General features: G+C 71.4%; 12 protein-coding genes. 6 read left to right on the top strand and 6 right to left on the bottom strand.

The window, feature by feature from the left end; translation table 11 throughout:
- Positions 1-18 precede the first annotated feature (18 nt).
- Positions 19-1,248 carry an aminodeoxychorismate synthase component I gene (locus tag ACZ7OH_RS28810; RefSeq protein ID WP_470283669.1) on the top strand — a complete coding sequence of 410 codons (1,230 nt, stop codon included), beginning with the start codon at positions 19-21 and terminating at the stop codon, positions 1,246-1,248.
- On the opposite strand, the gene ACZ7OH_RS28805 is transcribed toward ACZ7OH_RS28810, so the two are convergent.
- Positions 1,225-2,178 carry a quinone oxidoreductase family protein gene (locus ACZ7OH_RS28805; protein WP_470283668.1) on the bottom strand — a complete coding sequence of 318 codons (954 nt, stop codon included), beginning with the start codon at positions 2,176-2,178 and terminating at the stop codon, positions 1,225-1,227. The genes ACZ7OH_RS28810 and ACZ7OH_RS28805 overlap by 24 nt on opposite strands.
- Before the next feature lie 49 nt (positions 2,179-2,227).
- On the opposite strand from ACZ7OH_RS28805, the gene ACZ7OH_RS28800 reads away from it, so the two are divergent.
- Positions 2,228-2,767: a QsdR family transcriptional regulator gene (locus tag ACZ7OH_RS28800; RefSeq protein ID WP_470283667.1), complete on the top strand. Its 540-nt coding sequence runs from the start codon at positions 2,228-2,230 to the stop codon at positions 2,765-2,767.
- Here the strand turns inward: ACZ7OH_RS28800 and rsmI are convergent.
- Positions 2,760-3,596 (bottom strand): 16S rRNA (cytidine(1402)-2'-O)-methyltransferase, encoded by an 837-nt coding sequence (gene rsmI, locus ACZ7OH_RS28795; protein ID WP_470283780.1) that lies wholly within the window; start codon positions 3,594-3,596, stop codon positions 2,760-2,762. The two genes, ACZ7OH_RS28800 and rsmI, sit on opposite strands and share 8 nt — an antisense overlap.
- 79 nt (positions 3,597-3,675) lie before the next feature.
- Here rsmI and ACZ7OH_RS28790 point away from each other — a divergent pair, with 79 nt between their 5' ends.
- Entirely contained in the window at positions 3,676-5,244 is a 1,569-nt protein-coding gene (locus tag ACZ7OH_RS28790; protein WP_470283666.1) for a dolichyl-phosphate-mannose--protein mannosyltransferase, read from the top strand.
- Between the two features lies 1 nt (position 5,245).
- On the opposite strand, the gene ACZ7OH_RS28785 is transcribed toward ACZ7OH_RS28790, so the two are convergent.
- Entirely contained in the window at positions 5,246-5,959 is a 714-nt protein-coding gene (locus ACZ7OH_RS28785; RefSeq protein ID WP_470283779.1) for an AraC family transcriptional regulator, read from the bottom strand.
- Positions 5,960-6,035: 76 nt separating this feature from the next.
- Between ACZ7OH_RS28785 and ACZ7OH_RS28780 the strand changes: the two genes are divergently transcribed.
- Positions 6,036-6,605, top strand: coding sequence for a class I SAM-dependent methyltransferase (locus ACZ7OH_RS28780; RefSeq protein ID WP_470283665.1), 570 nt, complete (start codon positions 6,036-6,038; stop codon positions 6,603-6,605).
- On the opposite strand, the gene ACZ7OH_RS28775 is transcribed toward ACZ7OH_RS28780, so the two are convergent.
- Positions 6,602-8,362 carry a serine/threonine-protein kinase gene (locus ACZ7OH_RS28775; protein ID WP_470283664.1) on the bottom strand — a complete coding sequence of 587 codons (1,761 nt, stop codon included), beginning with the start codon at positions 8,360-8,362 and terminating at the stop codon, positions 6,602-6,604. The genes ACZ7OH_RS28780 and ACZ7OH_RS28775 overlap by 4 nt on opposite strands.
- Before the next feature lie 185 nt (positions 8,363-8,547).
- Here ACZ7OH_RS28775 and ACZ7OH_RS28770 point away from each other — a divergent pair, with 185 nt between their 5' ends.
- Together ACZ7OH_RS28770 and ACZ7OH_RS28765 are read left to right on the top strand one after the other, a co-directional pair.
- Positions 8,548-10,419, top strand: coding sequence for a propionyl-CoA synthetase (locus tag ACZ7OH_RS28770; protein WP_470283663.1), 1,872 nt, complete (start codon positions 8,548-8,550; stop codon positions 10,417-10,419).
- Between the two features lie 65 nt (positions 10,420-10,484).
- On the top strand, positions 10,485-12,050 hold the full coding sequence (locus tag ACZ7OH_RS28765; protein ID WP_470283662.1) for a beta-N-acetylhexosaminidase: 1,566 nt from the start codon (positions 10,485-10,487) through the stop codon (positions 12,048-12,050).
- Here ACZ7OH_RS28765 and ACZ7OH_RS28760 read toward each other — a convergent pair whose 3' ends face one another.
- Positions 12,051-12,647, bottom strand: coding sequence for a TetR/AcrR family transcriptional regulator (locus ACZ7OH_RS28760; protein ID WP_470283661.1), 597 nt, complete (start codon positions 12,645-12,647; stop codon positions 12,051-12,053).
- Complete coding sequence (locus ACZ7OH_RS28755; protein ID WP_470283660.1) at positions 12,637-13,320, bottom strand: MOSC domain-containing protein; 684 nt, start codon at positions 13,318-13,320, stop codon at positions 12,637-12,639. The genes ACZ7OH_RS28760 and ACZ7OH_RS28755 overlap by 11 nt, the downstream gene beginning before the upstream one ends.
- Between the last annotated feature and the right edge of the window lie 12 nt (positions 13,321-13,332).

Raw genomic sequence — 13,332 nt, 5'->3', positions numbered from 1 at the left:
CTGTGGTGGTATGTCGCCATGCGCGTGACGAGCAGGGCACTCCGGACGGACGTCACGCCCGCACGCGCTTTCTCGGTACTTGCTCACCACAACGCTGCCCGCGGGCTGCCGCCGCCCGCGATGCTGTCGGGCGACTGGTTCTCTTCCCGGGCGGTTCTCGCGCCTTCGCTCGCGGTTTCGCCCGCCGGGTTCCCCGGCTGCCCGGAGGTCGACGCCCCGCCGGGCGTGATCGGCGGCGGGTGGTTCGGGTATCTGGCGTACGACGCCTCCGGCTTGCTTCCGCCGGCCGCGTGGGGCTGGGCGGACCACGTACTGCGGTGGTCCGCTTCGGGCACCTGCTACCTCGAGTCCTTGGACGGCGGCGGGCCATCGGTGTCCACAATGGAATCGCTGCTGTCCGCTCCGCCGCCTTCTTCGCGCTGGACGGCCGGGCCGTTGCGGCGTCCGCTGCCGTCGGAGCACCGGGACGCGGTCAAGGCGTGCGTGCACGCGATCGAGGCCGGCGAGCTGTTCCAGGCGAACATCTGCAGCCGGTTCACGGGCTCGTTCTCCGGCTCACCCGCCGCTTTGTTCGCAGCCGGGGTGTCCACTTTGGATCCACGCCGGGCGGCGTTCGTTTCGGGTCCGCGAGGCTCGGTGGTGTCGTTCTCGCCGGAGCTGTTCCTGGCGCGACACGGCCGCGCGGTGCGGTCGACACCGATCAAGGGAACGCTCCCCCGCCGCGGGCCCGCCGACGACGGGAACGCTTTGCGGTTGCGCCAGTCGGTCAAGGACGTGGCGGAGAACGTGATGATCACGGACTTGGTGCGCAACGACCTCGGCCGGGTGTGCGAGGTGGGGTCGGTGACGGTGCCGTCATTGCTGCGGGTCCGTCCGGCGCCGGGGGTGTGGCACCTGGACTCGACGGTGACGGGAGTGCTGCGCCCCTCGGTTTCGGACGCTTCCCTTTTGGAGGCGACGTTCCCGCCGGGTTCGGTGACGGGCGCGCCGAAGATCCGCGCGCTGGAGCTGATCGCTTCCCTGGAGCCGTGCGGACGCGGGGTCTACACGGGTGCGATCGGCCTGCTGTCCCCGGCGGCGGGGCTGGAGCTGAACGTCGCGATCCGGACGTTCGAGATCCACGCCGGCCGGATCGAGCTGGGCGTGGGCGGCGGCATCACGGCCGATTCGGACCCGGAGGCGGAGTGGCAGGAGTGCCTCCACAAGGCGGCACCCCTGGAACGCCTACTTGCCGGGGTCGAGCAGTAGCTTGCCGACGGTCGTGCGGGAGCGCAGGGCCTCGTGCGCGCCGCGGGCGTCCGACAGCGGGAACTCGCCGCCCGGGATCGCCTTGAGCTTGCCCTGCAGCACCAGGTCGAACAGCTCGTTCAGCGCGGTCCCGAAGACGTTGCCCGGCAGGCGGAAGACGTGCGGCAGCCACATGCCGCTGATGGTCGTGCTGTGGCCGAGGACGTTGCGCAGGTCGACCGGCTTCGGCGCCTCGCGGCCGGCCATGCCGTAGAAGGCGAGGCGGCCGAACGGCGCGAGCGCGTCGATGCTCTGGTCGGTGGTCTTCCCGCCGACCATGTCGAGCACGACGTCGACGCGGCGGCCGTTGGCGTCGAGCAGCACCTCGGTCATGTCCTCCGCGCGCGAGTCGACGGCGACATCGGCGCCGAGTTCGAGCGCGAGGGCGCGCTTCTCGTCGCTGCTGGCGGTGGCGATGACCCGGCCGGCGCCCCAGGCCTTGGCGAGCTGCACGGCAATGGTCCCGACCCCACCCGCGGCGGCGTGCACGACGACCGATTCGCCCTTTTCGAGGTGGGCGTTCCTCTTGAGCAGGACCCACGCGGTGGTGCCCTGGACCAGCATCGACAGCGCGGTGAGGTCATCGATGCCATCGGGAACGGGGAAGGTGGTCGCCTCGGGCGCGACGGCCTTTTCGGCGTACCCGCCGCCGCCGTTCAGCAGGGCGACGACCCGCTTTCCGCCGGTCTTGCCGACCACCTCACCACCGGGAACGAGCGGCAGCTTCGACGGCGCGAGGTAGGAGTTCTCGGCCTGGTGGGTGTCGGCGTAGTTGACGCCGATGCGCTCGACGTCGATGAGCACCTCACCGGGGCCGGCCACGGGATCGGGCAGCTCGACCGGCGTGAGCACCTCGGGTCCGCCGAACTCGGTCACCTGCACTGCGCGCATGTTCGTTTCCCTCTCGCCGTCCGCCGCTCGATGTGAGACATTCTGACATATGTCTCACTCGGCTGCGTTCGACCTCGCCCGCGAATGGTTCTTGGCTGGTCGGCGGGTGGACATGGGCGAGCTGGCCGAGGCACTGTCCATCAGCCGGGCGACGTTGCACCGGCGGGTGGGGTCCCGGGACCTGCTGCTTGGCGAGATCCTGTGGTCCCTGTCGTCCGCCTCGATCGCCCGGCTGTGGCCGTCATGCGTCGGCCGCGGGGCGGCCGGGGTGGCGGACTTCGTGAGCGGGTATGTCCGGTTCGCGAACGAATCGCCGCCGTTTCGGGACTTCCTTCGCCGGGAACCGGAGCGGGCGTTGAGGCTGTTGACCACGCGCGCAAGCGTTTGCCAACAACGGACGACGGCGGAACTGGAGTCGCTTTTGGAGGGTGAGGTCTCGGCGGGGAGGCTGACCCCGCCGCTGCCGGTACCGGACTTGGCTTACCTGCTGGTGCGAATAGGCGAGTCGTTCGTGTACACGGACGTCATCACCGGGGACGCCCCTGACGCGGCGAAAGCGCATGCGGCGGTCACGGCGCTGCTCACTTGATCCGCGAGGCCAGCACGGCGTCGTAAAGCTCCTTTTTGGACACTCTAGCAGCCTCGGCGACCTCCGCCGCCGCGGACTTCAAGCGCTCGCCGGCCTCCACGCGGGAAGCCACTTCGCCCACCAAGTCCGCCACCGAAACCGACCGCGGCGCGGCCCCCGCGAGCACCACCGTGATCTCCCCGCGCACGCCCTCCGCGGCCCACGAAGCCAACTCCGGCAGCGAACCCCGCTTCACCTCTTCATACGTCTTCGTCAGCTCCCGGCACACCGCGGCCTGGCGGGACGCACCCAGCACCGAAGCCGCGTCCGCCAGCAACGACGCCAACCGGTGCGGGGACTCGAAGAACACCACCGTCCGCGGCTCGGACACCAACGACGACAACCACCGGGTCCGCTCCCCGGGCTTCCGCGGCGCGAAACCCTCGAAACAAAACCGGTCGCACGGCAAACCGGACAAAGCGAGCGCCGTGGTCACCGCGGAGGGGCCGGGCAGGCACGTCACCGGCAGGTCCGCCGCGACACAAGCCGCCACCAACCGGAAGCCCGGATCGGACACACTGGGCATACCGGCGTCCGTCACCAGCACCACCGTCTCGCCCGCGCGTAACGATTCGAGCAACTTGGGCAGGCGCGCCGTCTCGACGTCCTCGTAGAAGCTCACCACGCGGCCGCGCGGGGTCACCTCCAGCGCGGACGTCAGCGACCGCAGGCGCCGGGTGTCCTCCGCCGCGATGACGTCGGCTTCCGCCAGTGCTTCCGCCAGGCGGGGCGAGGCGTCGCGGACGTCGCCGAGCGGGGTCGCGGCCAGGACGAGCCGGCCGGGAAGCAGCGAGGGACTCACCCGGCCAGCCTAGGCTGATCAGCGGATCCCGACGACGCACGCCCCGCCGCGCCCGTAGGATCGCCCCGTGACCGCCGTGCTGACCCGTGCCGACGACGAGAGCGTCCGGCCGGACCCCCTCGAGGCGCTCCGGCCGCCGACCGACCGCGAAGTGACCCTGCTCGGCCGCGGCATGCCGACCGACCGGTTGCGCGGCTGGGTCGTCACCATCGTGCTGACCGTGATCGGCGGCATCGTCCGGCTGCAGAACCTCGGCGTGCCGACGGACAAGGGCAGCCCGGTCTTCGACGAGAAGCACTACGTGCCGCAGGCGTGGCAGGTGCTGCGCAACGGCGGTTACGAGGACAACTACGGCTACGAGCTGGTCGTCCACCCGCCGCTGGCCAAGCAACTGATCGCGATCGGCGAATGGCTGTTCGGCTACAACGGCTGGGGCTGGCGGATCATGCCCGCGCTGGCGGGCACCCTCATCATCTTCCTGACCATCCGCGTCGCCCGCCGCCTGACGCGCTCGACGCTGCTCGGCGGCATCGCCGGCATCCTGGTGATCAGCGACGGCGTGCTGCACCTGCAGTCGCGCATGGGCATGCTCGACATCTTCATCGCGCTGTTCGTACTCGCCGCGTTCGCCTGCCTGCTCGTCGACCGCGACCAGGTGCGCACCCGCCTCGCGACGGCGGTCCGCGAAGGCTGGGTAAACGAGTCCGTCTGGGGCCCCAAGCTCGGTTTCCGCTGGTGGCGGTTCGCGACCGGGCTGATGATCGGGCTGACCTTCGGCGTGAAGTGGTCGGCGCTGTACTACATCGTCGCGTTCGGGCTGCTGTGCGTGTTCTTCGACGTCGCGGCGCGGCGCGCGGCCGGCGTCGAACGGCCGTGGCTCGGCACGATCCGCCGCGACGTGCTGCCCGCGCTCTGGGCGCTCCTGCTCATCCCGTTCCTGATGTACCTCGGCGCGTACTGGGCGTGGTTCGCGAGCGAGACGGCGACCGACCGGCACTACACGGAGATCAAGGACATCGCGCCGGGTTTCTGGTCGTGGGTCCCGGCGTCGCTGCGCTCGCTCGCCGACTACACCGGCAACGTCCTGCACTTCCACGAAACGCTGGTCACGCCGAAGGACAACCCGCACCCGTGGGAGTCGAAGCCGTGGACGTGGCCGATGGGGCTGCGCCCGATGCTCTACAGCTACGACGGCGACGTCACCGGCTGCGGCGAGGCCCGCTGCGTGAGCGCGACGATGCTGATCGGCACGCCGGCGATGTGGTGGCTGGCGATCCCGATGCTTGGCTGGTCGGTGTGGCGCTCGGTGTTCCGCGCGGACTGGCGCTACGCGGCGGTGCTGGTGGGCTACCTCGGCGGGTACGTCTTCTGGTTCACCAACATCGACCGCCAGATGTACTTCTTCTACGCGACGCCGTTGGCCGCCTTCCTGGTGCTGGGGTTGACGTTGTGCCTCGGCCAGATATTGGGCAGCGCGCGGCGCGGGTTCGAGAGACGCGGGACCGGTCTGCTCGTGGTCAGCCTGTACGTCGGGCTGGTGGTGGCCAACTTCGCGTGGCTGTGGCCGATCCTGAACGGCGTCGCGATCACGACCGGCCAGTGGGAGGCCGAACGCTGGCTGCCGTCCTGGCGGTAGCTCAGCCGGCGAAGTACGACCCCGGCGTGACGCCCACCGCGCGCCGGAAGGCCGCGACGAACGCGCTCGCCGAGCTGTAGCCCACCCGGTGCGCCACCGTCTCCATCGGTGCGCCCTGGGCCAGCAGGGGCAGCGCCGCACGCAGCCGCACCTGTGTGCGCCACGTTCCGAACGGCATCCGGCACTCGCGGACGAAGATGCGCGCCAGCGTGCGCTCCGCCGCGCCGACGTCGCGGCCGAAGTCCCCGAGGCTGCGCGGGTCCGCCGGGTTCGCGACCACCGCGCGCTCGACGTCGCGGGCCCGCGGGTCGGCCGGCGACGGCACCACGATCGGGACGACGTCGAGGGGTTCCAGCAGGTCGAACGCCACTGCCTCGGCGCGCAGCCGGGCGTCCGGGGCCACGCCGTCGCCGGTCAGGTACTCCAGGAGCTCGCGCAGCAGCGGGCGGACCACCACCATCCGCGGCGCGGGCCACGACACCGGGGACAGGGCGGGGTCGGCGTAGATGCCGCGCAGGGCCGCCCGGCCGAGCGCGCCTGTGCGGTGCTGGACGCCCGCCGGCATCCACAGCGCGCGGGTCGGCGGGAGGACCCAGCCCGCGTCGCCCGCCTTGACCGCGACGACGCCGCGGGCCGACCAGACCAGCTGGTGGACCGGGTGCTCGTGCCAGGGGAACCAGGTGCCGGCGGGCAGGTCGACCTCGCCGAGCAGCATGGCTTGGCTGTTTCGCGACATCAGTTGGCAGGCTATCGGCTACCGGCCACTCGCGGGCCGAAATAGCGTCGGACGCATGCCGATGAACCTGATCCACCGCAAGATCTGCAGCTCGGAGAAGTGGGCGGCCACCGTCGAAGAACGCCTGACGCCGTGGCTGAAGCAGCGCGACCTGGGCGATGACGTCCTCGAGATCGGACCCGGCTTCGGCGCCACCACGAACGTGCTGCTCAAGGCGGTCCCGAAGCTGACGGTGCTGGAGATCGACCCCGCGTCGAGCGAGCTGCTGCGGGCGAAGTACGGCGACCGCGCCGAGGTCGTCGAGGGCAGTGGAGCCGAGATGCCGTTCGAAGCGAACAGGTTCTCCGCCGTCGTCTGCTTCACGATGCTGCACCACGTCCCGACGAAGGAACTGCAGGACGCGATCTTCGCCGAGGCCGCGCGGGTCCTGCGCCCGGGCGGCACGTACTGCGGTAGCGACGGCCAGCTCAACCTCAGGTTCCGCCTGCTGCACCTCGGCGACACGATGAACGTCGTCGATGCGGCGACGTTCCCGGCGCGCCTCGAAAAGGCGGGCTTCGAGCAGGTGAAGGTCCAGCACCACCCGAAGGAGCTGCTGATCTTCGAGGCCGTGAAGCCCGGTTAGCGGCGGGGCAGCTGGTTCCCCGGCTGGCGCGGCACCACGCGCGTCACCGGGCCGTCGGGCGACTTGCCGGCCCTCGACAGCCAGCCCTCGACCTCGCGCCGCACGGCGTTCAGCGTCGGACGACGTCGTGGCTCCGGATCCAGCGAGGCCGCCAGCAGCCGCGCGTGCGCGCTTCGCTGGGGCAGCCGCGTCACCGGTTCGGCCCGCGCCGCCGCCATCAGAGCCGCCATCGGGGTCTCGCGGGTGCCCCGCGGGGGCTGGCCGGACAGGGCGTAGCTGATCGTCGCCGCCAGCTGCCACGCGTCGGACGCGGGGGACGCGGCCGCGCCCATCGCCTGCTCCGGGGCCACGAAGTCGGGCGTGCCGATCATCATGCCCGTCGCCGTCATCTTCGAGTCGCCCTGGCTGCGGGCGATGCCGAAGTCGATCAGGTGGGCCAGGCCGCTCGGGTCGAGGATGACGTTCGACGGCTTGATGTCGCGGTGCAGGACACCCTTCTCGTGCGCCGCCGCCAGCGCGCCCGCCATCGTCGCCCAGAGGCGGCCGGCCGCGACGTCGTCGAGCGGGCCCTGGCCGTCGACCAGCTCGGCCAGCGGCCGGCCTTCGAGGTACTCCATGACCAGCGCGAGGCCGTCCGGCTCCTCGGCCAGGTCGTAGACCTTGACGCAGTTGGGATGGCTCACGACGGCCAGCGCGCGAGCCTCGCGCTGCATGCGCTCGGCGGTGTCGCGGTCCGGCGCGTGCGCGATCTTCAGCGCGACCGTGCGGTTGAGCTGGGTGTCGACGGCCTGCCAGACCGTGCCGAACCCACCCGCGCCGAGCTGCTTGACGCGCCGGTAGCGGCTGCCGCCGGCGTTGCGGGAGCCGGGCGGCGGCGGGATCGGGCCCGGGGCCGCGGCCAGCGCGCCGGCCATCGGCGGGGGCTCGGGCGCGGACGCCAGCGCCGTCTTCGGGTACGGCCGGTTGACGGGTGGCGGAGGGGGTGGCGGGGTCGGGCGCGGCTGGACCTGCGACGGCGGCGGGCCCTGCGGCTCCTGCTCGCGCCGCGGCGGCGCGTCGGACCGGTTGATCACCGACCACGGCGGCGGCCCGACCATCGCGACCGGGATCAGGCCCAGCACGCTGAAGGGCAGGAAACCCAGGAAGAAGTGCAGCGCGGTGTTCGCCTCCATCCCGACGCTGAACACCAGCATCGCGGCGAACGGGATCCAGAAGAACCGCGACGGCCACTTCGGGCCGCGGCGGAAGGCGGTGCGGCCCTGCAGCATGACGAACAGCAGCGAACCGGCGCCGAGCACGGCGAAAGCCACCAGGTAGACGAAGACCGGGAGGTCGTCGGGGCCGGTGCTGCGGGAGGAAAAGACATCGAAGACGGTCTGCCGGCCGCCCAGGTAGTCCACCTGGGAATTGACCCAGCAGCCGCCGGAGCCCCGCAGCGTCGAAAGCTCGGTCGCGGACAGGCCGGTCTTCCCCTTGGCCCACGCCGCGCGGTAGACGCCCGAGACGCCGTTGGACAGCAGCCACGGCAGCACCAGCGCGCTGACCAGGCCGATCGCGGCGAAGACCCCCAGCGTCGTGGCGTCGTAGCGGTTGCCGGTGCCCTTCCGGATGATCGACACGGCCAGCGCGCCGACGGGCGGGATCAGCGCGACGAGCGCGCCGGCCGCACTCGTGGCCCAGACCCAGTCGCCGGGGCAGAAGCCCGGGCCGAACAAGGAATGGGCTAGCGAGAGCAACGCGCTCGCGAGTCCGTTCACCGCCGGATCCCCTCACTGTCCGTATTCACGTCGTACCGCCACGCGGCGTTTCCCCGCGGTCCAGCTTAGGACGCAGCCGGCCGCCGTGAGGTTGCCGGGTCTTCAGGCTGCCCGGAATCCGGCGAGCCCGCCGCTCCCGCGTCATGATGGGGGCCGGCGCGGATGTTCGACGTGAAGGAGCGGCAATGGGCGCGTACTCCGAGGCCTACCGGCGCAGCCTGACGGACCCGGAAGCGTTTTGGCTGGCCGCGGCGGAGAAAATCAGCTGGACGAAGGCGCCGGAACGGGCGTTGGACGACTCGAACCCGCCCTTCTACCGGTGGTTCCCGGACGCCGAGCTGAACACCTCCTACAACGCCCTCGACCGGCACGTCGAGGCCGGCCGCGGCGGTCAGGCGGCGCTGATCTGGGACTCTCCCGTGACCGGGAAGCAACGGACCTACACCTACGAGGAGCTGCGGGACACGGTCGCGCGGTTCGCCGGCGCGCTCAGCTCGCTGGGGGTCACCAAGGGTGACCGCGTGATCGTCTACCTGCCGATGGTGCCCGAGGCGGCGATCGCGATGCTGGCCTGCGCGCGGATCGGCGCGGTGCACTCGGTGGTCTTCGGCGGCTTCGCGCCCAAGGAGCTGGCGGCCCGGATCGAGGACGCCAAACCCAAGGTGATCCTCGCGGCGTCCTGCGGCATCGAGCCGACGCGGGTGGTCGAGTACAAGCCGATCATCGACGCCGCCCTCGGCATGACCGAGCACCAGCCGGACCACGTCGTCGTGCTGCAGCGCGAGCAGGCGCCGGCCCAGCTGGGCAAGCGCGACCTCGACTGGCGCGAGCTGGCGGCCGCCGCCACCCCCGCCGACCCGGTGCCGGTCGCGGCCACCGACCCGCTCTACATCCTCTACACGTCCGGGACCACCGGGAAGCCGAAGGGCGTCGTGCGCGACACCGGCGGCCACGCCGTCGCGCTCGCCTACTCGATGGACGCCGTCTACGACGTCCACGCCGGCGACGTCTGGTGGACGGCGTCCGACGTCGGCTGGGTCGTCGGGCACTCCTACATCGTGTACGCGCCGCTGCTGGTCGGCGCGACCTCGGTCATGTACGAGGGCAAGCCGGTCGGCACGCCGGACGCGGGCGCGTTCTGGCGGGTCATCGCCGAGCACGGCGTCCAGGCGCTGTTCACCGCGCCGACCGCGCTGCGAGCCATCAAGAAGGTCGACCCGGACGCCCTCGAGCTGCCGAAGTACGACCTCGAGGCGTTCGGGACGCTCTTCATGGCCGGCGAGCGGCTCGACCCCGAGACCTACCACTGGGCGCACGAGAAGCTCGGCACGCCGGTGATCGACCACTGGTGGCAGACCGAGACCGGCTGGCCGATCGCGGCCAACCCGCGCGGCCTGGAGCCGATGGAGGTCAAGCCGGGCTCCGCGACCAAGCCCGTCCCCGGCTGGGACGTCCGGATCCTCGACCAGGCGGGCGACGAGCTGCCGGCCGGCCGCGAAGGCGCCATCACGGTCAAGCTGCCGCTGCCGCCCGGCTCGCTGCCGACCCTGTGGGGCGACGACGAGCGTTACCGCGAGGCCTACCTCTCCCGCTACGACGGCTACTACCTGACCGGCGACTCCGGGTACCTCGACGAGGACGGCTACCTGTTCGTCATGGGCCGCACCGACGACGTCATCAACGTCGCCGGGCACCGGCTTTCGACGGGTTCGATGGAGGCCGTGCTGGCGTCGCACCCGGCGGTCGCCGAGTGCGCCGTCATCGGCGTCGCCGACCAGCTCAAGGGGCAGCTGCCCCGCGGGTTCGTCGTGCTCAAGGCGGGTGCGGACATCGCCGAAGACCAGCTGCGCGACGAGCTGGTGGCGCTCGTGCGCCGGGACATCGGGCCGGTCGCCGCGTTCCGCGATGTGTCCATTGTGGACGCGCTGCCGAAGACGCGGTCCGGGAAGATCCTGCGCAAGACCATGCGCGCGATCGCCGACGGCCGCGACGAGGCCGTGCCGTCCACGATCGAAGACCCGAGCGTCCTCGAGGCGATCCGGCAGGCCCTTCGTTAAGGACTGTTCCAAATGGCCCCTCTGGTCTGTACCTTTGGGAGGAGTCCCCGACCGGAGGTGCCCTGATGCGCTTGTCCAGAGCCGTCTTGACCGCGGCGATCGTGAGTCTCACGGCGGCCGGCGTCCCCGCTCCCGCGGTGGCCGCGCCGGCCGCCCCGGAACGCAGCGTGACCGACGTCGTCCCGGCGCCCGTCTCGGCGAAGGCCGACCCGAGGGGCGGCTTCAAGCTGACGCCGTCGACCGTGATCAGCGCCGGCCGCGACGCCGGCCAGGTCGCGGACTACCTGCGCGGCCTGCTGCGCCCGGCCACCGGCTACCCGCTGCCGGTCGTGCCGCACGCCGCCGGCCTGCCCGCGATTTCCCTGCAGCTGGGCCACGACTCCCGGATCGGCACCGAGGGTTACGAGCTGAAGGTCGCGCGCGACGGCGTCTCACTCAAGGCCAACACCGCGGACGGGCTCTTCGAGGGCGTCCAGTCGCTGCGGCAGCTGCTGCCGTCGGCGATCGACGCGCAGCGCGTCCAGCACCGGACGTGGACCATCGCCGGCGGGACGATCCTCGACTACCCGCGCTTCGGCGAGCGCGGCGCGATGCTCGACGTCGCCCGGCACTTCTTCAAGCCGGACCAGGTCAAGCGGTACGTCGACCAGATCGCCCAGTACAAGATCAACACCCTGCACCTGCACCTCGCGGACGACCAGGGCTGGCGCATCGAGATCAAGAGCTGGCCGAAGCTCGCGACGGTCGGCGGCAAGACCGCCGTCGACGGCGACCCGGGCGGCTACTACACCCAGGCGCAGTACCAGGACATCGTCGCGTACGCGGCTTCGCGGCACATCACGGTGACCCCCGAGATCGACATGCCGGGCCACACGAACGCGGCGCAGTCGACGTACGCGGAGCTGAACTGCGACGGCAAGGCCGTCCCGGTCCGCACGGACACCGAGGTCGGCTACAGCTCGCTGTGCATCTCCTCGCCGACCACGTACAAGTTCGTCGAGGACGTCGTCCGCGAGCTGGCGGCCATCACCCCCGGGCCGTACCTGCACATCGGCGGCGACGAGGCGCACTCGACGCCGCCCGCCGACTACATCGCGTTCGAGAAGAAGGTGCAGCCGATCGTCGCCAAGTACGGCAAGAAGGTCACCGGCTGGCACGAGATCGCGAAGTCGGACCCGCCCGCGTCGGCGGTCCCGCAGTACTGGGACTTCGGCGGCGACAACCCGAGCGTCGCGGCCGCCGCGGCGCGCGGCAGCAAGATCCTGATGTCGCCGGCGAACTACGCGTACCTGGACATGAAGTACACCGAGCAGACGCCGCTGGGCCAGGACTGGGCCGCGCTGATCGAGGTCAAGGACGGCTACAGCTGGGATCCGGCGTCGTTGGTGACCGGTGTTGGTGAGAGCCAAATCGCTGGTGTCGAGGCGCCGCTGTGGACCGAGACGATCCGCACGAGCGCCGACATCGAGTACATGGCGTTCCCGCGACTGCCGGGGATCGCGGAGATCGGCTGGTCCCCGAAGTCGACGCACAACTGGGACGCCTACCGCGCGCGGCTGGCGAAGCAGTCCCCGCGCTGGACGGCCCAGGGCATCAACTTCTACCGGAGCCCGCAGGTCGACTGGAAGTAGTTACGCGCCGGCCAGGCGGGCGCGGATCGCTCGCCTGGCCAGCTCGTACGCCTGTGTTCCACCGTTCAGCACCGCGTCGGCGTTGGCCGCTCGGCCGAGTGCGTGCAGCTCGAACGCCAGCACCTCCGGGTCCGCGTCCAAGTGGCCGAGGGCGACTGCTTCGCGAGCTGTTTCGCGGATGAACGCGGCGAACGAGCCGCTCGCCGACGCCACCGCGTCGTGGACCCGGCCGGGGCGCGCGTCGAACTCCGCGCCGACGTTGAAGAAGAAGCACCCGCCCGGGAACACGCGGTTTTCCGAGTAGTCCAGCCAGTTCTCGCAGATCGCGCGCAGCCGCGGCAGGCCCGGCGCCACCGCGCGGGCGGGCGTCACGACGTGCGCCTCGAAGATGCCGAAAGCCGCCTCGATCGTCGCGAGCTGCAGCTCCTCCTTCGAACCGAACAACGCGAACACGCCGCTCTTGCTCAGCTCCAGCTCGGTGGCCAGCCTGCCCAGGGACAGTCCGTCCAGGCCGTCCACCGACGCGACGTCCGCCGCCCGGCGCAGCACCAGGCGGCGGGTCGCGTCGCCGCGGGCGACCCGGCCGTCAACCGGCACGCCGCGCCCGCCAACGGTCCACTGTGGACTGGATGCCGACGCTCCACTGCTCCGCCAGCGCCGGCGTCGCGAGGACGCGGTCGGCGAAGTCCAGCGCCGGCTCGACGCGCTCGGGCGGCAGCTGCCCGTAGTTCGCGAACGAGATGACGTAGACCTCCGCGACCGTCGGCGCGTCCGCGCGTTCGACCAGCTCCACGGTGCCGGACGTCGGCACGGTGCCCGGCCGCAGCACGCGCAGGTACCAGCCGCTGCGCCCGGAGCCGATCATCGCCGGCGTGATGTCCTTGCGGCCGGTCTTCATGGCGAGCTTGTAGCACGGCGACCGCGGCTGCGAGACCTGCACGAGCGCGTCACCCCAGGCCCAGACGTCCCCGATCCGCACGTCGTCCTCGGTGAGGCCGGACAGCGAGATGTTCTCGCCGAAGTCGGCCGTCTCGACCTCGAAGCCGCCCTCGCGCCAGGCCGCGTAGTGCTCGGCCGGGTAGACGTAGACCGCCTTGTCGGGGCCGCCGTGCACGGTGAGGTCGGCCTGCCGGTCGCCGTCGAGGTTCAGCTCGGTCAGCCTGAGCTCCGGGGCGGTGACCAGCGCCTTCGTGATCCCGCTCAGCACCGGCTGCTCCCGCCGGTACCCCAGGACGCTCGGTTTCCCCACGTAGACGCTGTCGACGTTCATACCCCGAAGATA

This window comes from Amycolatopsis sp. NPDC114478 (genome assembly GCF_055633805.1).
The sequence above is the reverse complement of the archived record's forward strand: the minus strand, read 5'-3'. Positions and strand labels throughout refer to the sequence as shown.